The sequence below is a fragment of the Paenibacillus xylanexedens genome (genome assembly GCF_001908275.1).
Taxonomy (GTDB): Bacteria; Bacillota; Bacilli; order Paenibacillales; family Paenibacillaceae; genus Paenibacillus; species Paenibacillus xylanexedens_A.
Genome location: NZ_CP018620.1, coordinates 6323777 through 6341659 on the forward strand (window position 1 = coordinate 6323777; position 17883 = coordinate 6341659).

Consider the following 17883-nt stretch of genomic DNA (forward strand, 5'->3'; position numbering starts at 1 on the left):
CCCCCATACGTTTCAATATATTTTAATCATGAATTATGTAGTCAGTCTGAATGCTAAAATCTCCCCTCCTTTTACTTCAATAAAATGGATAAATATGAGACTACTTAAATTAGGTTAGCATACTTGCGCATTCAAATATAGGTCTATAGTATCTACCCATATTATAATTTAGGTTTTTATTCATACCTAACCGACAATATACTACATCTCTTTTATCCTAAATTACACATTTTGAATCGTTAGATCAAAATAAAAAAAAAAGACTTTACCCAGCAGTATTTACTGGTGTAAAATCTTTATCAATTTCAGCGCATTTCAATTCAAAGTTAACGATTGATCAATTCCGGATTTCGTTCAAGCAGCCCGCTGCCAAACGTTTCCCTGAACGGGGAATCCTCCATATGGATATAACCGATATAACAGCCACATTTTTTCATGCGACAAGGCCGATCCGCAGACAAAGCCTGCAAACCATCGCGATACAGATGTCCAATGATCCGGCGATCCTTGTAACAACGCTTCACATGCCCTGACCCTTGTACATAAAATACTTCGGAACCGGCAGCACATCGTTTGCCCAAGCTCTCATAATCCTGCAGATTACCTTCAAAAAGCGGATCAAGCCCACATAAAAACTGAATCTCTTCCGGTGTGTAATACTTGGGCCGATCTTTGAAGGCATTAACCCACATATACACATCATCCGGCAAAGCCTGTCTCATGGACTCAATTGCGGGGAAAGCACTACGGAGTCCGACAGTACCGACACTAAAAGCAAGTCCCATCTGACGCAAGGTCAGACATTGTTTAACAAAAGAAGCCTCTTTTGTCTCACGAGGATGATACGTCGCCCAAAAGGCCGCTTTATTCGCATCCAACTCCCTCGCCCAATCCAGTTTGACGGACAGGTTGGTTTGAATTGCAACCTTATCCACATGTGGCATATGTGACAGCTCAACCATCGCTTCCCGGTACCACCGACGCACCAAAGCTTCACCATAGGGATTGAAGAAAATCGAAAATTGATGCCCAGCACTCTCTTGCTCCCTGACCCAATTCACAAATTGACGCAATTGTTGTTCATCCACTTCCAACGTCTCTTTGGAATCCACGGTTTTGCTAAAAGGGCAGTATGGACAGTCGTAATTACAGGAAGACAACTTCCCCCGATAATACAAAGTCGCTCTCATGAGTAAACAAACCCTTCCATCTGTTCACGAATTTCGGCAGATATAAGCCAATCTCCAATCGCATCGGAGTAACCTAGTCCTTCTTCTGTCAGACGCAGCACCTGCTTGTCCTCATCACTCTCCAACTCCGCCATGCCCTCTGTCAACAGTTCAGCCAACCAGATATAGTCGGACATCACATCGGTACCAAAGCGCTGTTGGTAGTCAGACAGTGTCAATCCCTCGCGATGCAGCAAGGCTTTCAGAATAAAGCGCCGTCTCTGTTCCTCACGGCTTAACACGATGCCATAATCCGCCACATCGTAGCGCTCAGTTGCCACATAATCGGCAATGATGCTCTGTGTGGCCTTGTAACTCACGCCATACTTCGAAGCATAATGTACTTCACTCGTATAAGAGCGTGCGCCACACCCCAGACCAACCATGCCCTCCTCCTGACAGCTATAAGGCAGAAGCACTTTGGAGGACGACTGTTCTTTGGCAAATCTGCGCATCGAATATTGAACATAACCTTTACTTTTTAAAGTCTCACGTGCAGCTTTATACAGTTCCATCCGCATGTCCGGTCCCTGACGGCGAATATCATCAGGCTTCACGATTGTATTTTCCCGTGTATACAAGGGATAGATAAAGATTTCGCCCGGTTCGTAGGCCAGAACTCTTTCCAATGAATAGATCCACGATTCCACCGTTTGACCCGGCAAACCATAGATCAGATCCAGATTCAACAATGGGAAATCATACCGAGTAAGCTTCTCAAGCGCTCGTTCAACTTCCTGCGGTTTTTGTGGACGATAGATGGCAGATGCTTCAGCTTCAATAAAACTCTGGATGCCCATACTGACACGATCCACACTTCGTTCCTTCATGATGGCCAGCTTGGCTTCCGTAACGGTATCCGGCGACGTTTCCACCGAAATCGATGCTTGCGCAGGGTCCAGCCCCATCACATGTTCAGCAATATCAAACAGACGATTCAACTGAACCTCATTTAATAATGTAGGCGTTCCCCCACCAATCGCGAACCGCGAATACGGTCTTCGAGATGTAATGGGTGCCCACTGCTTCGCCTGACGTTCCAGCGCATCCACATAGCGTTCATGCGTATCATCCCGTCGATCCGGCAGTGTGAACAGATTACAGAATCCGCAACGAGCAGCACAAAAGGGAATATGCATATATAAAAAATACGTATCGGTATTTTCTCGTTCCCACAGTGGCCCTAACGGCAGTGGTGGGTCAAGCTCCCGATAGGCGGTCTTGTGTGGGTACGAGTATAAGTAAGAACGATAAGGGAATGCCAGTACTTCACTGAGACTTGTAGCTATATTGGATCCGGGCTGTGTGGAATGGCCTGTTGTTGTATGTTGTATATGTTTCTCCATCGGTTTCCTCCTGTCTCCGGTTGTTGTCCTCATAAGATCAATACATTCTATACTAAAAATTCACGGTAAGGCACCGTCCAGACGACATCATGTGCAAGCCGGTGTCCTTGATACCCGTCTTCACCGTAAGCTGTACCATGATCGGAAAAAGCCAGGCAATACGCAGGCCGGGCGCGTTTCCTCATCGCCTCGAACAATGGTCCAAGAGCCTCATCTACATATCGAAGTGCAGCACGTTGAGTCTCCACCGAGTCCTCCTTCGCTCCTTCTACAAAGTAACGATTGGGTCCATGAATGGCAGACACGTTCAAAAACATAAATATCTTTTCATCCGGCGCTGTCTGTTCAAGCAACTTTAATGCATGCTGTACCTGATGCTCTGTCGATTTGGGGTTGGTTACCCCAAAGTTCATTCTCCAGTAGCTCTGTTGGAAATAGCCAGGCAATACTTTCGCAAGCGGGTTTTTTTTCGTAAAAAAGATGACGCCGCCAATACAGATGGTACGGTAACCTTCAGCTGCGAACCCGGATACGATATCCGGTGTATCAAACAGCCAGGTGTGCGGATGTGTCTTGAGCCCGGTATTTCGGGAATGAAACAGCCTTACATGAGATGCCTTATCTGTATTGGCAGGGGTCGGCATAAAACCACCAAAAAAAGCATGGTGCGCCGCATATGTAAAACTGCCCGGAGTATGACGCTTCTCCCACGGACCCGAACCACACAGATTAGGGCAATTCTCCTCTTCCAGCTTGGCTACGTCATATCGTAACGTATCCAGCGTAATCATTAACAGATCATGGGAGCCCACAATGGTGTTCATATCAGGCATGTTGAATAGGCTCCTTTCGTAAAAGTTCCATTTCCCACTCATAGGTTCCCAGGCCATGATGCTCGACTCTGTATAACAAATCTCCAAACGGATTCACATCCAGCACATAGGCACGCGGATTCGAACCACTAGTAAGCATCACATCAATCCCGGCTGACCACGAGTTGGGAAATGCAGACATGGCTGCTTGCGCTGCCAACCGTACCAGCGACATCCGCTGTTCATCCAGGCCTGCTTCAGCAGGCAGCATACGCTCATTGCGCAGATGCAGATTGGTAATCGGGGTACGGCTCAGCCGCATAATCGCGTGACCTGCCTGTCCACCTGCAACCAGTTGGCGAATATCATAGGCCCGCTGATCAAGCGTGGCTTTTGGCATCCATCGTTCAATCTGTGCACCTTCTGCACATAACCAGTTCATCAGCGTAGCAATCTCTTCACTGCGGGTATACTTGCGTAGACGTCCTTCATTGAAGAAAATCGTCTTGCCCCGCGACTGTTCCATTCCCATCGTTGTTACAGCAATTTCATCACCCGTTCGGGGATTGACTTGATAGGCAACAACTCCTGAAGCCCCGGAGCCGTACGCAAGCTTCACAAACACACGATGCATCTCGGCAGCCTTCATTGAGCTACGCAGGTCCATATAATCGCGGATTGGCTGCGAAGATGGAAGCGCCGGGGGTACATCAACTCCATGTGAAGATAGATGCTGCTGACATGTTCTCTTGTCAAACATCAATTGGATATCGGCGGGATCATTCAAGAATCGGACTTCAGGCCAGATTTCCCGAGACTCACGGCCGATTCGATCCAGACATGCTTTCCAGCCACGAAACCACTGGGCGGGAGCGTATATTCTTCCCCACTCCTGTTCCAGCGCAAGTGCCTGTTCTGCGGAAAATGCTTCTGTACCCATCCCAGCCGTTAATGTTGACGAATCATTCATAGCTCCAAGGAACAGTAGTTCACGCTCCACGTCCCAATCCTCACCAGGAGCATCGATCCGAATCAGGGGTACAGGCAGATTGAAATCTACTGTATCAGCGATGGTTCGTCCGTGTCTCCAATTCTGCAGCAATTGAGCATATGGCAGTACAACCGCAGGTTTCAAACCCAATCTATGCCTAGCCTCTTGCAGCCCTTGTGTTCGTCGGTTATCAGGGTTTCCGATCAATAAAAAAGGCTGATCTTGCGTTAGATCAGGTACATCTATTGGTTGATGCAAACTCTCATTCATTTCCTTTACACCTGACATCGACTATTCCGTTAACGATGGATAGCGCCAGTCATCCTCATCACTCTGTTGCTGGTCGCTAACATCTACAGATATACCCGATCGGTTCCATCGACTAATCATTTCATTGGTCATGTAATGGTAACTCAGATCAAGATGTTTCAGTTTCTTGATCTTGTCACTGGCAAGCAACGCCTCAGCCCCTTCATCGGACAACGTTCCTTGCGATAGATCCAGTACTTCAAGTTGATCCAGAATAGGTGCTTCAGCTGCTGCTTTGGCAATCTCATCCTGAATTTCACTGTCTTTCAGACCCAAGTAAACCAGCTTTGGAAATAATCCTTTTTCTAACAAAGGGAGTACATCTTCAAGTGATCCATTGAAACCATAATTATCCACACCCAGGTACAGTTCCAGTTTACGCAATTCAGGCAACTTGGCATGGGTGATTGAAGATAACACTTCTCTCGGGAGACCACCACAAATAATAATTAATTCTTCAAGCTTGGCATGCTGGAGTGGTTCCAGACTGAGGCCGCTACTGCCCATTACAGAGAATGATTTTAATTCTGGAAAAGCACCTAACAGTGGTGTGAGATTTGTCTGGATAATCCACGATACTTCACATTCTTCGAATCCCATATCTCCGATGAACAGTTTCTTCAATGACGGAAAGCTTGGAGCAGACTCGACGAGCGTACCTATGAACTCATCAGGCGAATTTTCATAAGCCTGTCCCCAATCTCCGATGACCAGACTTTCCAATGAGCTAGCCTCCGGTTTAGCTGCCAGTTCCTTAATTAACTTTTCCATACGAATGCCGTCCTCATAATCATCGTAAGATACAACAAGCTTCACTTCTTGCATGAGTAGATCCCTCCGTTTAAGGTTCATATGTGATTCGTTAGTTTGAATGTTAACCCATACCACACAAGGCTTGCAACTTCTTCCAACTCCAGTCCCAATGAGATTCCCAATCGTGCAATATAAACCATTTCTCATGTAGGTACAAGAACGTACGTTCTGATGTATAGTCGCAGAAATAGCTATCTTCAATTAGGTATATGGATGGACCCTCACCAAACCCGATCAAACACTTCAATTCATAGAAAAAGCGTTAATGGCGGATGAAGCATCCCATCGGAATGCTTCTGTCCTTCCATTAACGCTTTGATGTTCACATATCATGAAGTTAAATCAAGATGTTTCGTTTAGTCTTAGCCTTCAAGTCTGGATACAAGCGCTCTCAGCGCATGACCACGGTGACTAATCGCTTGCTTTTGCTCAAGCGTCAGCTCTGCCATCGTCATCTCGTATTCAGGTACATAGAAGAGTGGGTCATATCCAAAACCGCCAGCACCTGCAGCTTGAGCCGTAATCCAGCCTTCCGCAGTGCCTTCTGATTCATACTTATCACCTGTTGTCGGATCGTACAGGACCAGCGCACAAACGAAACGAGCCGGACTTAGTAGCGGCTGCTCGGTGTCCTCACCGGATTTCAACGATTCCAGCGTCTCCAGCAACTTCGCATTATTCTGTGCATCCGTTGCTCCTTCGCCTGCATATCTCGCTGAATATACCCCTGGCTCACCATCCAACAGGTCTACACATAAACCTGAATCATCTGCCAGAACGGGCAAACCAAGCGCATCACCAACCGCTTTGGCTTTCTTCCAGGCATTCTCCGCAAACGTTACGCCATCTTCTACCACATCCGGCAGCTCCGGATAGTCAAACATGCTCTTAACCTCTTTGCCAAGCGGTGCGAAAGCATGAGCGAATTCACGGACTTTCCCCGCATTGCGGGTTGCAACAATGAGGATTGGGCTGTCCAAACTCATCTTAGGCTTCCCCTAATCCACGCGCGCCGATCTTGAGCGCAATCGGTCCAAGCACTTCTTTTTGACGCTCGATCATCTCCAAAATCCCCTGCTCGCCCAGTTCCAACATGGCGTTCAGCTCACGGCGATCAAATGGTGCTTCCTCACCTGTTCCCTGAAGCTCGACGTATTTACCGCCACCTGTCATCACCAGGTTCATGTCTACCTTGGCTTTGGAATCTTCATCATAGTTCAGATCCAGTACAGGCTGTTCACCCACAACACCCACACTTACTGCGGCAATGAAATCCGTAATCGGGAACACTTGCAGTTTGTGCTGTTGGGAGATCTTGTTCACGGCAAGCGCCAGCGCTACAAACGCACCGGTTATGGACGTTGTGCGTGTGCCTCCGTCAGCTTGAATAACATCACAGTCCAAGGTAATGGTACGCTCACCAAGAGCCTGCAGATTAACTACCGAGCGCAGTGCCCGACCAATCAGACGCTGGATTTCCATGGTGCGTCCAGTTAATTTGCCACGATTGGCTTCACGTTGGTTCCGGGTATGTGTTGCACGTGGCAACATGGAATATTCAGCTGTTACCCAGCCTTTACCCTGCCCTTTCATAAAGGGAGGTACACGTTCCTCTACTGTAGCTGTACAGATCACCTTTGTATCTCCAACTTCAATCAGTACAGAGCCCTCGGCGTATTTATTCGTGTTCACTGTTAAATTCAGCGGGCGCAGCTGTTCGCTGGTTCGTCCGTTTGATCTCATATTTTCTGCCTCCTACGACTTAAGCATCCTGTAATGTTGAACTTATTCACACTTTTACGAATCCCTTATATTTTACCAAAGAGTTCGGTTAAAAGCATCCTTAAGCATTCCTTGCTCATTAAATCGGAATTTCGTTGATATATTCAGGCTTGGAAACCGGCGCACTGTAATCCCTGTTGTCGTCACCCATGACTGTTTTTTGGCCGTTCCACTCGATCTGTACTTTGGCATCCTTGCTGGCTGTGTTCTCCGCAGTGGTTAATACGACAGACTGTAACAGCTCGCTTGGCACGATATCCCCTTCGGCAAACATATCATCTTTCAAGGCAACCGTGACCGTGCCATCCTCTGCCGTTTTGACCGATTGCAGCTCCGTTCCGCCTGTCATGACCTCTTCCAGTTCTCCACCTTTGTCAGGTCCTTTGATCAGTTCGTTCAATGCTGCCTGCACCCGATCTTCACCAGGTGTAACCAGACGTGTCACCGGAACATAATATTGGATGCCTGCTGGCGAAGCAGCGGAGAAATAGACCGTGACCGGACTGCTGTTCGTCACAAACGTATCACCCAGATCCAGATTGATTCCCACAGCCCGATTCAGCGGTTCAGGCAACGGCGTGCTGTTCACCGGCATTTGTGTTAACTTTTTGCCATCCACCCAAATCTGCACATTCTCCACATCAGGCGTTCCCGTCAATGTCCACGTGACAGCTTCTAGCATTTTCCGTTCTTCCTTCGCATCATACTTGGCAAAATTACCCGAGAACTCAACAACCGCCAGCTTGTCATCCGCGTGAATCGTTACATTCTGCACAACCGTTCCCTGCGGGAGAACGCCCTGGAATCCTTCAGGCAGCATACCCGCGTAGGCCCCACCTGTGACAAGTGTATCCAGAGCTGTCTTTGGACTGCTTGCGTCTGTTCCAGAAGGAAGTGTCAGGGATACCGGAGCGAGCAGCCCCTGCTGGTCTTGCAGATATACCGTCGTTAACGGGAGCATTGCGAGTGCTCCATTCCCTTCGGCCGCTTGAATCATAGCCGCTTCCTGGATGGGCGGTGGTGGATCAACAGCTTCGGAAGACTGTGCTCCAAACATGCCGCAGCCTGACAATACCATAGGAATACTCAGCAGCGCTGCTGCCGATACCGTACGCAAAGAATGGATCTTTCTCATGATCACGTTCCCCCTCATCATTTTTACAGTTTGTACTACCATGTATACGAGCCTTTGTCCAAAAAATAACTAAAAGATAATAAGAAAAATGTCTATCAACGCACTTTCACGGAAGACAGACCGTGTTTAGCTGAAATTTTCCATGTAGTAATCGAATTGCTCAACTTCACTGAAACTTATATTTTTATTATCTTAAAGAAACGTAAACCAGGTTAATAACGTATTAGGAAGCAAGAGTAGGGACATTGCTAACTTCAGAGGAGGAATCGCCCATGGAACATCCTGAGCAAGAAAAAATCCCTTACAGCCTGAATAGCCGCAAGGTCGCGGAGGCCACAAGGGAATGGCTGCATAAGCGGGGCGTCACGATCCCTGAGATCGCAGAACTGGTCATGTTATTGCAGCAAAAATATTATCCAGGTCTTACGATGGAAGAATGTATCGAAAATGTGGAGATGGTTCTCCGTAAACGTGAGGTACAGAATGCTGTTTTGACCGGAATTCAGCTTGATATTCTGGCAGAACAGGGGCAGCTCATATCTCCTTTGCAGGAGATGATTGAGAACGATGAAGGATTGTATGGCGTGGATGAGATTTTGGCATTCTCCATCGTCAATGTATATGGCAGCATTGGATTTACGAATTATGGTTATGTGGACAAGCTGAAACCAGGGGTGCTTGAACGACTGAATGACAAGAGCCTGGGCCCTGTCCACACGTTCTTCGATGATATTGTCGGTGCGATTGCATCAGCAGCGAGCAGTCGGATCGCCCATCGCAAACAATCCGAGCTTGAAGAAGCACTGGGAGAAAAACCTGTTAGTGATGACGCCGTATAATGTGCGTAACTCGTTTCATACCTGAAGCTATGTGGAACATTGGACATGTGTATGGATGCTTCGTGAAATAACTGTTCAATAAAATAACTGTTCATGGAAAAAGCGGCCAGATGGCCGCTTTTTTGCATGTGTAAGATACTTTTTGATCATCCATATGTTATTATTTCAGATGTTTAGGTCGTACCGTTCCCACCAAACCAAAACCTTCAACCCAATTCTGCTCGGAAGGTGAACCAGATGTTACCCGTTTCGGTCCAATCGTGATTTCCGGGCCTTTGCGCTCTCGCAACATGCCACGTAACACCGTGATACCGAGAATGCTGAGTCCGGTAAATACATATATCATCCGCATGATGATGTTGCCAGAATCCGTTCCGGTAACCATGCCGTGAACCAGCAGACCAATGAACACCGGATAGGACAACATGTGGAACATGAACCACCATTTACGGCCCAGCTTGTTCCGCAGATCACTGGATAACAGGACAATCACTAATCCGTAGAAGGCTAACGTTCCCAGACCACTGCCGATCGGATGTACGGAGGCGGTAAAAGGAATCAGAAGTTCTCCCCAGGTAAATGGGCTGTAATGATCAATATATAACGTTAATGCGTGCACGAGTCCAAGTCCGAAGGCGAGCCAGGTCGTTCGGGTATGCCATTTGAACATGGCTGCTTTTGGTTTGCCTTTGGCCATAGGCATCCCTTGCGCAATACCCAGAAACACACCGGCAAAGAGCAACACATAAGCAGCAATTCCACTAATTCGAATGATATTCCACGTTGGCAGGTAATCTACAATCCATTGTGCCATAACCGGCTCCCCCATATCTGTTAGACTTGTCCTCGTTTATAATAGACTGAAGCGATGATCCGGATCAAAACCGGGCCAGTGCTCAGCAAGCGTATCCGTATTCCCTCTAAAATAATTACTCCCATCCCGTGTCATCCACAGGACGTCATGCCGATCGTAATGTCGGTTTAACCAGCCCACCGCCTCGGCACTCCCCAGAATGCATACCGTCTTGGCAATGATCTCGCATTGCGAAGCATGCTGTCCCAGAACGGTACACTGCAATACGTCCGTATCTGCCGGCTCCATCGTCCGGGGGTCAATGAGGTGGTGTGCAAAGCTTCCATCCGTATTCTGCCATTGTCTGCGGGAAATACCCGAAGTGGCAACAGCTCCTCGCTGTAAACGGATCGCTCCCGACATAGCACCCTGATTCTGCAAAGGATCTGCTACTTGCAAGGTCCATTGGGAATGGTCTGGTGAACCCCATACTTGAATATCTCCACCCGCGTTAATCAAACCCGCTGGAATATGCAATGTTCGCTGCAACCAGTCTGCGATACGCTCTACTGCCCAGCCCTTAACAATGCCTCCTAAGTCCAACTCAGCTCCGGGGTCCAGATGAACCATCCGGCTACCTTCCCGCTGAATCCAGCTCGGACGGCTGTGGTCATATCGATCTTCCATCCAGCCTGATGATTCAGGTGTTCTCGTTCGCAATATGCGTTCAATTAATGGACGTTTCAATTGTCGTTGCTGCACCTTCTCGAAGCTTAGATCGTATCCTGAAGCCTGAAGAGCCTGCGAGATACCCGGTTGAAAAATCCCTTCGGTCAGGCCAATATATCCATAGGCCAAACTCAAAACTTCATCCATCGCAGCGGAGATGGGCATCCATCCGGTTGAAGCATTCAAACGATTCAGTTCACTGTCTGCAACAAATCGGCTGAAGCGCTGCTCCTGCGTCTCAAACCAATTCTTCACCACGGTTGCTGCATGTTCAGCTTCTTCCCGCCCAGCTGACAGTTGCACTTCAACATCCGTGTTCATCGCACGGAATTGAAATCGGAGCGGACGAGCAACTTGCTCCGTGCGGCTCATGATGCACCTGTACGTGACTGATAGTTGCCACTGCTGTATCCGGAGTCTGTACCCTGGTTATTTTGCCCGATACGCTGAGAATCTGAATAATTCCCCTCGTTACTCGAGCTCTGATCTGGCCGAGCTGCTTGTGTGCTATCGGATGTTCCATTATATTGACTATCATTATTGTCATTGTCCTGCGTGTTCCAGTTGTTGCTGTCCGTTGTACTGTTGATCCATTCATCCATCACATCATCATGCGTATCCACTTGGCTTGAAGCAGTAACGCTTGTATCTGTGCCATTTGCTGCTGCATAGGCCACATCAAAGGCATCCGAAGTTCTTACATATTGAAAAAGTGCAGCCACAGTCAACGTTGCTGCCGCTGAAGCTTGCCATTTTCTCCATTGATTCCGTTTTCTTCTGGTCATCGCTCTTCCCTGCTTTCTTTAGGGTGTGTCTTAAGACACGCCCTAGCGAAGTTCATAGATGTATCATAGGCGCGCTGGCTTAAAAATAGATGAATGAACCGTTAAGAGAGGCTAAAAAGGCCCAGAACAGGTGGATTTCCTGTCCCGAGCCTCTATATAAGATCGTATTATCATTTCATATCGATATCATCATTCCGTTTAGATTTGAAAATAGAACGTGCCATCCGGTTGCTGCTCTTGCTTCACTAGTTCGCGTCGAATTAACTCCTGCAAATGGGCTAACGTCTCACTCATGGCAAACCGCAGTTGATGGGTACCCAGCCGATTGCCAAACATGTGCACACAGATGTCATACGCATTCGCCGGTGACTCCTGAATTCGTTCCGTCATCTTCTGAAGACGTTCCTCGTGATGAGCCAGCAATTGAACTGTCCGTTCGTTGAACTGGGCAAAAGGATTCCGATGCCCTGGATACGCCTGTTTGACATTTAGCCCCCCGAGACGTTGTAATCCTTCCATATAAGACAATAATGGCTGAGGGTCACTGCCGGGTTGCAGACTAATATTCGGTGAAATCTGTGGCAAAACTGCATCTCCGCACAGAATCTCCATGGACTCCGGCGCATAAAAGGATAAATGGCCTGGGGCATGTCCACCCGTCTCCACAGCAACCCAACGTTTCCCGCCCATATTAAGCCACTCGCCATCTTCAATGGGTGTCACCTTCGGAAGTGGTGTGATCTGCGAAGTAAATGCCTTCATATGTTCATGTATCTGCTCAGTCTTGTCTTCCGGCATTCCGTGGCTTCCATAATAATCAGGTAATAATGTATTAATACGTGAATCAGGTCCCCACATATAGTCGGCCTCTTGGCGGGAGCGTGTGGACATTCGAACGGGTGCCCCCGTCATCTGTTGCATCCAACCCGACAACCCAAGATGATCGGGGTGATGGTGGGTGAGTACAATTTGACGAATATCGCTAAAGGTCAGGCCGAGATCTGCCAGCGCTTCACTCCACTCCTGTTCTGTTTCCGAATTACGCGGTCCCGGATCTATAATAGTTATCTTCCCATCCGGTTCTGAAAACACATAACTGTTCACCCATCGTAAGGGAAACGACATGCTGATCTTGACCCGGTGCATGCCCTCTGTCATGGGCATCTCTTCTGTGCGCTTCATGTTATCCCCCTTCCAAACTGTCTCTGTTCACTCCACAGGACGACGACCAACAAAAATCATGCGCGGAGAAGTCTGCTCGTCATATTTCTCTTCGTCATAGCCGCCATGTACCTGATCTACCCGGAGTCCGGCGGCACTTAACATCTGACTCAGTTGTTCACGTGTGTACAACTTCACACGTTCCTGATATACCCGCGGTTCATGTCCGGATGTGGTATCCGTAATGCGAATTTCCTTTTGCACAAACCCTTCCTCAATCTTGCGATACTCCTCAATCCGCTGCCCCTCATCCTCTCGAACGGAGTGCTGCACCAGATGCCGAGTCACATAAGCCGTATTCATAAAATCAATTATAAAGCTGCCACCCGGGCGAAGCATACGATGAATGGCACGTAATACTTTCAGTTGTTCTCCGTCCTCCAGGAAATAACCAAACGATGTGAACAGATTAACTACAGCGTCAAAGCCACCTTTCAGCGGCAGTTCACGCATGTCTGCGTGACACCAAGATACTCGGTGTTCAGTGTCCATTAGGCGCGCTTCACGTAGAAGCACATCGGACAGATCAACTCCGGTCACTCGCAATCCTGCGTCAGCAAGTGCCATGGAGTGCCGTCCCATACCGCAGCATAGATCCAATACTTCAGCATTGGGCTCAAGCTTCAACCAATTGATCATTTTATGTACTTCCTGATGGGCACCCTGCACATCCCGGTGCTTGTATACGAGAAGATAATCTTCTCCAAAACTCTTTTCATACCATTCCGTCATCCATTCTCGCCCTCCACTTGGTCACTGGCTCTCTATCTGTAGTACGCTATGTACAGGCCTGATCATTTCCACTAGCTTTAATGTATTGTAACGTCTTTATTCTGCAAACTCAAAAAATTCCAGTAAGTTTCCAACATTGAAGAGCCAAAATGCACACGATATAATGTTAGACATACGCCTGCAAATCGGTTAATTATAAGAGGTTGTTCAAAAAGCAACAGGAGGTGTTCTTATGATTCACATCGGACTTACCGGATGGGGGGATCAGGAAGATCTCTATCCCATCCGCACCAAAGCTAAAGACAAGCTCGGTCTATACGGGAAATACTTCTCCACCGTGGAGGTGGATAGTTCCTTCTATGCTGTTCAGCCGCAGGATCGAATGGCACGGTGGGCCGCCGAGACGCCCGAATCCTTTGCTTTTATCATCAAAGCCTATCAGGGAATGACCGGACATCTGCGGGGCAAGCCCTACTTCACCAGTACGTCGGAGATGTATAAGGCTTTTCGGGAATCACTGGAGCCTGTCATTGAAGCTGGCAAAATGCAGGCAGCCTTGTTTCAATATCCACCTTGGTTTGAATGTAATAAAGACAACGTGAAAGAGCTTCGTGAAGTGAAACTTCGAATGGAAGGCATTCCGTGCGCACTCGAATTCCGCCATCGCAGCTGGTATGAAGATGGCATGCGTGAGCGAACACTTGCGTTCCTGAAAGAGCAAGGCTGGATTCACAGTGTCTGTGATGAACCTCAGGCCGGTCCAGGTTCCATTCCCATCGTGCCACAGGCGACGGATTCGGAGATGACACTGGTTCGCATGCACGGACGCAACGTGTCCGGCTGGCATCAGAATGGTGCGCCCAATTGGCGCGAGACCCGTTATTTGTACCGTTACAACAAAGAAGAACTGTTGGAGTGGAAAGGATATCTAGAGCAATTGCAGGAGCAGAGCAAGGATGTCTATGTTATTTTCAATAACAACTCCGGTGGCGATGCAGCAGCGAATGCACAGATGATGATGAATATGCTGGATCTGCCAGTAAAGCCTTTTCCTGATCGTACTGAACCAGAGCAGGAAGAAGGACCGGAGCAGCTGGAGTTATTTTAATGCGTGTTGAAAACGAAGTTATTCATATTATTGGGTGAAGGTACGTGTATGTTATTGCTATCATGCAGATCAGATTCGGGATTGGAATAAAACTAAAAGCGGCAAGCCAGAGGGCATTGCCGCTTTCTTTAGCTGGTTATCTACCTATAGAAGGCTATCCACATACATCCGTTCCGTTGCGTCAAACATCAGCGCTGCGCGGCTGTAACCGAAGAATCGATAGGCACCTCGCGTAGCTGCTGGTTCATTTTATGCGCCTCAATGCCAGCCAAGAGCACAATCCCGATCCCATGGGTATCGTTCAGATTCCAACCCAGATCATCGCGATAATACAAGGCGGTAAACGAGTACCCGGAGCCCCGGCATACCCCATATATATTGCCTTTATAATCAATCGACAAGCGCGTTATGCCTTCCCATCCTTTGCGCACTGCTTCCAGATAGGGCTCGGGCTGCTCCAGCCACCCTTCCCGAATGCCGCGGGCATAGGCGTAGATGAACATGGATGTGCAGGAAGTCTCTTCATACGAATCCGGGCGGTTCAACACCTGATGCCACAGTCCATTTTCCCCTTGTAGCGCCAAATAACCTTGACTTAAATCACGATAGAAACGTAGCAATTCCGGCCGTTTCACATGATCATGTGGCAGGATGGATAACAATTCGGTTAATGAGAAGAGCACCCAGCCGTTCCCGCGTCCCCACGGAATATCTGTCGCCCGACCACGCACAAAATCATACACATGGGACATGATCTGTTGTTCGGGAAGATAGAGGTACTTACGGAACATCAGGAACTGATTGACCGCATCATCCCAATACGCCCCATCGCCTGTCAACTGACCATACCTCATTAGAAAAGGTGTACTCATGTATAAGTCATCACACCACATCGTCTCCTGACGCATCTCCCCACTGCCACGAACTCGGTAAAAGGCACCATCCTCCAGACGTTCCTGCTCATCCGTAATGTAGCCCGCAATCCGATCCGCGGTATCTCTTCCCCCACGAATATCGCCCAACTCCATCGCAGCGAGCAGTGTAGATCCGAACGAACCGCAATCATCCAGACTGTCTATGGCAGACAGCTGATTATTGATTCCTGCCGCACCGTACCCTTCCCGATCCCACAGACCGTAGCGATCAAATGAAGTACTCAGTTCAATATGTTGCCGTACATACTGAATGTAATCATTCCGTCCCAATTCCTGTCCCGTCTGGAGAAGTCCAAGCAGGGTGACGCCGAGCGGATAATTCCACTTTCCGTAATGTGTATTTTCCAGGTAAGGACGCACACGGGTGTCGGGAAGATCTACCCGCCAATACACACCTTTTGCACCATCATCAAATACGGTATCGGTTCGCACGATGTCGGCGTGGGATGGTTCAGCACCGGGAGTAAACACACCTGTGTACAGCCATGGGTCAGAGCATCCTGCAACCGGATGAGGCGGTTTCAGTCTCCAGCCTGTGGAACCCGAACGCTCGGCATCTTCCAAGGTGAATCCCCACGAGCCACCTGCTACCTGGATTACACCTTTCACGACCAGATCCGAAGAACCGTAACGGCGTGGGAGTTCAACGCGGAAACTACCGCTATTTCCAGCAGAGTATACTTCCGTTCCGGCCACATACAAGGTCAAAGCTCCATCATGACGTCCTTTTAAAATAACTGGTGTTGATCCTGGCAAGGTTACATCCAGTCTGGACCATGCGTAGGCCACAGCGGGCTGTTTCGTGCCGAAGATGCGGGCGAATGAACCTGCGCTTTGCTCCTCGTCTGTCCACGCCTTGCGCGGATACCAGGTAAGACCTGTTTCTTCTTCCGTCATGCCGTCACGAGGAAGAGATAATACAGGTTCATCGACGGGTTCCGAATATAACCAGCCCTCCTGTCCCTGACGATCCTGTCCAGGAGTGAGGAAGTGTAGCGGGAAATTTTTGAACGAGGCTGTTCCGTAGATACCGCCGAATCCCACTTCTGTTTTGACAAAACATAACAACACATCATTCCAGCCATAGTTAACGGAAATCGGAATCTGGGTTCTTCGCTCTGGAAATAATTCCTGCAATAGCTCAGACTTGAATACCTCTTCACCATTCACATAGATTGTCACCGGACTATAACAGTTCAGGCCTGTATTTAACGTTGCATTCTGCTCGCTCCATAACTTGCCCCATACATATACGTACTGCCCTGCACGAGCCTCTACGCATTTCTCATTCAAATTCAGGTCGTAGCGATAATCCCCTAGCCTGCGAAAACCTCCCTGATGATAGGCTCTGAACAAAAATGAATGTTTGGGATGATCGCCAATATAACGCTGGGCCACCGTTGTCAATATATCTGGAATTGAATCGTACACCTTGCCTGCAATCGCCTCGTTCTCATGAAAATAACGAATGATCGTCAGCTCCCTTCCTTATACCTTGATTCGTTCGCTTAGCCGCAATGTCTCTCCGCCTTGCACTTCAACAACCTGCTGATCTGCCGTGAACCAAACCGGGATGGCAGACGGATTATGGATGATGGATCGATCAGCTGAACACTCCAGTCGTTGCACCGCTTTCCAGTAGGCAATCACTTCAATGTTCGTCGCGTACCAGATGTCGTTCCTGCCGCCAATCTGCTCACCAAACTGTTCGATGATCTGCCAGTTGTCGTTGTCATTGAACTCATAGCTGTGACCCCAAACGTAGAGTAATAGTGGCGTACCTGTTTTGGAATGTTGGATAAAACGTTCGGCATGCGCCGCCAAATCATGGTTATGATGGCAGGTCGGATGCCATTCAAGGGGTCGGTCTGGCAACGTGTATCTGCCATGTGATTCAACGGTACGAGCATAATCGATGCCAAGCCACTCCAGCTTCGTACTTAACGCACGGTCGTACCCTCCATTGGGATAGGCCATGCCTCGTACTGGATAACCGACAAGTTGCTCCAATGCTTTTCGGTCCTCCATAATCTCTTCGGTCAGTAGTTCATTCGGAACATAAGGTAGCGTAGGGTGAGTAACCGTGTGAACGGCCACTTCATGCCCCGCATACAGTTCAGCGACTTCCCCAGTCTCAATGCGGCCTGGATTACCCAGGGTACCAGAGTTCAGATTAAATGTTCCTCGCAGGCCATACCGATTACAGATTTCCACCAGTCTGCGATCATGCACCACTCCATCGTCATAACTGAGCGTCAACGCTTTCATCACACCACCTGGATAACGGTCAAACTGAATACGATGTCCCATTCCTTACTTCCACT

Annotated in this window: 17 protein-coding genes; 2 read left to right on the forward strand and 15 right to left on the reverse strand. The window is 48.4% G+C overall.

Annotated features, from left to right (window positions below; genetic code table 11):
* Window positions 1-326 precede the first annotated feature (326 nt).
* The 8 genes from BS614_RS27540 to BS614_RS27575 all read right to left on the reverse strand — a co-directional run bounded on the left by BS614_RS27540 (window position 327) and on the right by BS614_RS27575 (window position 8417).
* A complete protein-coding gene (locus tag BS614_RS27540; RefSeq protein ID WP_074096264.1) occupies window positions 327-1190 on the reverse strand; it encodes an STM4011 family radical SAM protein in 864 nt (287 codons plus the stop codon).
* Complete coding sequence (locus tag BS614_RS27545; protein WP_074096265.1) at window positions 1187-2575, reverse strand: STM4012 family radical SAM protein; 1389 nt, start codon at window positions 2573-2575, stop codon at window positions 1187-1189. The genes BS614_RS27540 and BS614_RS27545 overlap by 4 nt, the downstream gene beginning before the upstream one ends.
* A gap of 47 nt (window positions 2576-2622) precedes the next feature.
* Window positions 2623-3408, reverse strand: a complete 786-nt coding sequence (locus BS614_RS27550; RefSeq protein ID WP_074096266.1) for an STM4013/SEN3800 family hydrolase — start codon at window positions 3406-3408, stop codon at window positions 2623-2625.
* Window positions 3401-4648: an STM4014 family protein gene (locus tag BS614_RS27555; protein WP_074096267.1), complete on the reverse strand. Its 1248-nt coding sequence runs from the start codon at window positions 4646-4648 to the stop codon at window positions 3401-3403. Before BS614_RS27555 ends, BS614_RS27550 begins: the two co-directional genes overlap by 8 nt.
* A gap of 21 nt (window positions 4649-4669) precedes the next feature.
* A complete protein-coding gene (locus BS614_RS27560) occupies window positions 4670-5512 on the reverse strand; it encodes an STM4015 family protein (protein WP_074096268.1) in 843 nt (280 codons plus the stop codon).
* Window positions 5513-5862: 350 nt separating this feature from the next.
* Window positions 5863-6486, reverse strand: a complete 624-nt coding sequence (locus BS614_RS27565) for an XTP/dITP diphosphatase (RefSeq protein ID WP_017692573.1) — start codon at window positions 6484-6486, stop codon at window positions 5863-5865.
* A gap of 1 nt (window position 6487) precedes the next feature.
* Window positions 6488-7243 carry a ribonuclease PH gene (gene rph, locus BS614_RS27570; protein WP_017692572.1) on the reverse strand — a complete coding sequence of 252 codons (756 nt, stop codon included), beginning with the start codon at window positions 7241-7243 and terminating at the stop codon, window positions 6488-6490.
* 118 nt (window positions 7244-7361) lie between these two features.
* The gene (locus BS614_RS27575) at window positions 7362-8417 is read right to left on the reverse strand and encodes a GerMN domain-containing protein (protein ID WP_047841205.1); all 1056 of its coding nucleotides are present in this window, start codon (window positions 8415-8417) and stop codon (window positions 7362-7364) included.
* A gap of 272 nt (window positions 8418-8689) precedes the next feature.
* Here BS614_RS27575 and BS614_RS27580 point away from each other — a divergent pair, with 272 nt between their 5' ends.
* Entirely contained in the window at window positions 8690-9256 is a 567-nt protein-coding gene (locus tag BS614_RS27580) for a phosphatidylglycerophosphatase A family protein (RefSeq protein ID WP_017692570.1), read from the forward strand.
* Between the two features lie 160 nt (window positions 9257-9416).
* On the opposite strand, the gene BS614_RS27585 is transcribed toward BS614_RS27580, so the two are convergent.
* The 5 genes from BS614_RS27585 to BS614_RS27605 form a co-directional block, all read right to left on the reverse strand.
* The gene (locus tag BS614_RS27585; protein WP_074096269.1) at window positions 9417-10070 is read right to left on the reverse strand and encodes a ferric reductase-like transmembrane domain-containing protein; all 654 of its coding nucleotides are present in this window, start codon (window positions 10068-10070) and stop codon (window positions 9417-9419) included.
* A 36-nt stretch (window positions 10071-10106) separates the two neighbouring features.
* The gene (locus BS614_RS27590) at window positions 10107-11150 is read right to left on the reverse strand and encodes an FAD:protein FMN transferase (RefSeq protein ID WP_074096270.1); all 1044 of its coding nucleotides are present in this window, start codon (window positions 11148-11150) and stop codon (window positions 10107-10109) included.
* Window positions 11147-11563 (reverse strand): hypothetical protein, encoded by a 417-nt coding sequence (locus tag BS614_RS27595; RefSeq protein ID WP_036605873.1) that lies wholly within the window; start codon window positions 11561-11563, stop codon window positions 11147-11149. The genes BS614_RS27590 and BS614_RS27595 overlap by 4 nt, the downstream gene beginning before the upstream one ends.
* 198 nt (window positions 11564-11761) lie before the next feature.
* Window positions 11762-12745: an MBL fold metallo-hydrolase gene (locus BS614_RS27600; RefSeq protein ID WP_074096271.1), complete on the reverse strand. Its 984-nt coding sequence runs from the start codon at window positions 12743-12745 to the stop codon at window positions 11762-11764.
* Between the two features lie 27 nt (window positions 12746-12772).
* Window positions 12773-13516 carry a class I SAM-dependent methyltransferase gene (locus BS614_RS27605; protein WP_074096272.1) on the reverse strand — a complete coding sequence of 248 codons (744 nt, stop codon included), beginning with the start codon at window positions 13514-13516 and terminating at the stop codon, window positions 12773-12775.
* 232 nt (window positions 13517-13748) lie between these two features.
* On the opposite strand from BS614_RS27605, the gene BS614_RS27610 reads away from it, so the two are divergent.
* Window positions 13749-14624, forward strand: coding sequence for a DUF72 domain-containing protein (locus BS614_RS27610; protein WP_074096273.1), 876 nt, complete (start codon window positions 13749-13751; stop codon window positions 14622-14624).
* Window positions 14625-14812: 188 nt separating this feature from the next.
* Here the strand turns inward: BS614_RS27610 and BS614_RS27615 are convergent, their stop codons facing one another.
* Both BS614_RS27615 and BS614_RS27620 read right to left on the reverse strand, forming a co-directional pair.
* Complete coding sequence (locus BS614_RS27615; protein ID WP_244898213.1) at window positions 14813-16990, reverse strand: glycoside hydrolase family 88/105 protein; 2178 nt, start codon at window positions 16988-16990, stop codon at window positions 14813-14815.
* A gap of 57 nt (window positions 16991-17047) precedes the next feature.
* A complete protein-coding gene (locus BS614_RS27620) occupies window positions 17048-17869 on the reverse strand; it encodes a polysaccharide deacetylase family protein (RefSeq protein WP_074096275.1) in 822 nt (273 codons plus the stop codon).
* Between the last annotated feature and the right edge of the window lie 14 nt (window positions 17870-17883).

What these genes read in the sequence shown, in the direction of transcription:
- BS614_RS27540 (WP_074096264.1), bottom strand. Translation starts at nt 1,190, where the DNA reads ATGAGAGCGACTTTGTATTATCGGGGGAAGTTGTCTTCCTGTAATTAC.
- BS614_RS27545 (WP_074096265.1), bottom strand. Translation starts at nt 2,575, where the DNA reads ATGGAGAAACATATACAACATACAACAACAGGCCATTCCACACAGCCC.
- BS614_RS27550 (WP_074096266.1), bottom strand. Translation starts at nt 3,408, where the DNA reads ATGCCTGATATGAACACCATTGTGGGCTCCCATGATCTGTTAATGATT.
- BS614_RS27555 (WP_074096267.1), bottom strand. Translation starts at nt 4,648, where the DNA reads ATGAATGAGAGTTTGCATCAACCAATAGATGTACCTGATCTAACGCAA.
- BS614_RS27560 (WP_074096268.1), bottom strand. Translation starts at nt 5,512, where the DNA reads ATGCAAGAAGTGAAGCTTGTTGTATCTTACGATGATTATGAGGACGGC.
- BS614_RS27565 (WP_017692573.1), bottom strand. Translation starts at nt 6,486, where the DNA reads ATGAGTTTGGACAGCCCAATCCTCATTGTTGCAACCCGCAATGCGGGG.
- rph (WP_017692572.1), bottom strand. Translation starts at nt 7,243, where the DNA reads ATGAGATCAAACGGACGAACCAGCGAACAGCTGCGCCCGCTGAATTTA.
- BS614_RS27575 (WP_047841205.1), bottom strand. Translation starts at nt 8,417, where the DNA reads ATGAGAAAGATCCATTCTTTGCGTACGGTATCGGCAGCAGCGCTGCTG.
- BS614_RS27580 (WP_017692570.1), top strand. Translation starts at nt 8,690, where the DNA reads ATGGAACATCCTGAGCAAGAAAAAATCCCTTACAGCCTGAATAGCCGC.
- BS614_RS27585 (WP_074096269.1), bottom strand. Translation starts at nt 10,070, where the DNA reads ATGGCACAATGGATTGTAGATTACCTGCCAACGTGGAATATCATTCGA.
- BS614_RS27590 (WP_074096270.1), bottom strand. Translation starts at nt 11,150, where the DNA reads ATGAGCCGCACGGAGCAAGTTGCTCGTCCGCTCCGATTTCAATTCCGT.
- BS614_RS27595 (WP_036605873.1), bottom strand. Translation starts at nt 11,563, where the DNA reads ATGACCAGAAGAAAACGGAATCAATGGAGAAAATGGCAAGCTTCAGCG.
- BS614_RS27600 (WP_074096271.1), bottom strand. Translation starts at nt 12,745, where the DNA reads ATGAAGCGCACAGAAGAGATGCCCATGACAGAGGGCATGCACCGGGTC.
- BS614_RS27605 (WP_074096272.1), bottom strand. Translation starts at nt 13,516, where the DNA reads ATGACGGAATGGTATGAAAAGAGTTTTGGAGAAGATTATCTTCTCGTA.
- BS614_RS27610 (WP_074096273.1), top strand. Translation starts at nt 13,749, where the DNA reads ATGATTCACATCGGACTTACCGGATGGGGGGATCAGGAAGATCTCTAT.
- BS614_RS27620 (WP_074096275.1), bottom strand. Translation starts at nt 17,869, where the DNA reads ATGGGACATCGTATTCAGTTTGACCGTTATCCAGGTGGTGTGATGAAA.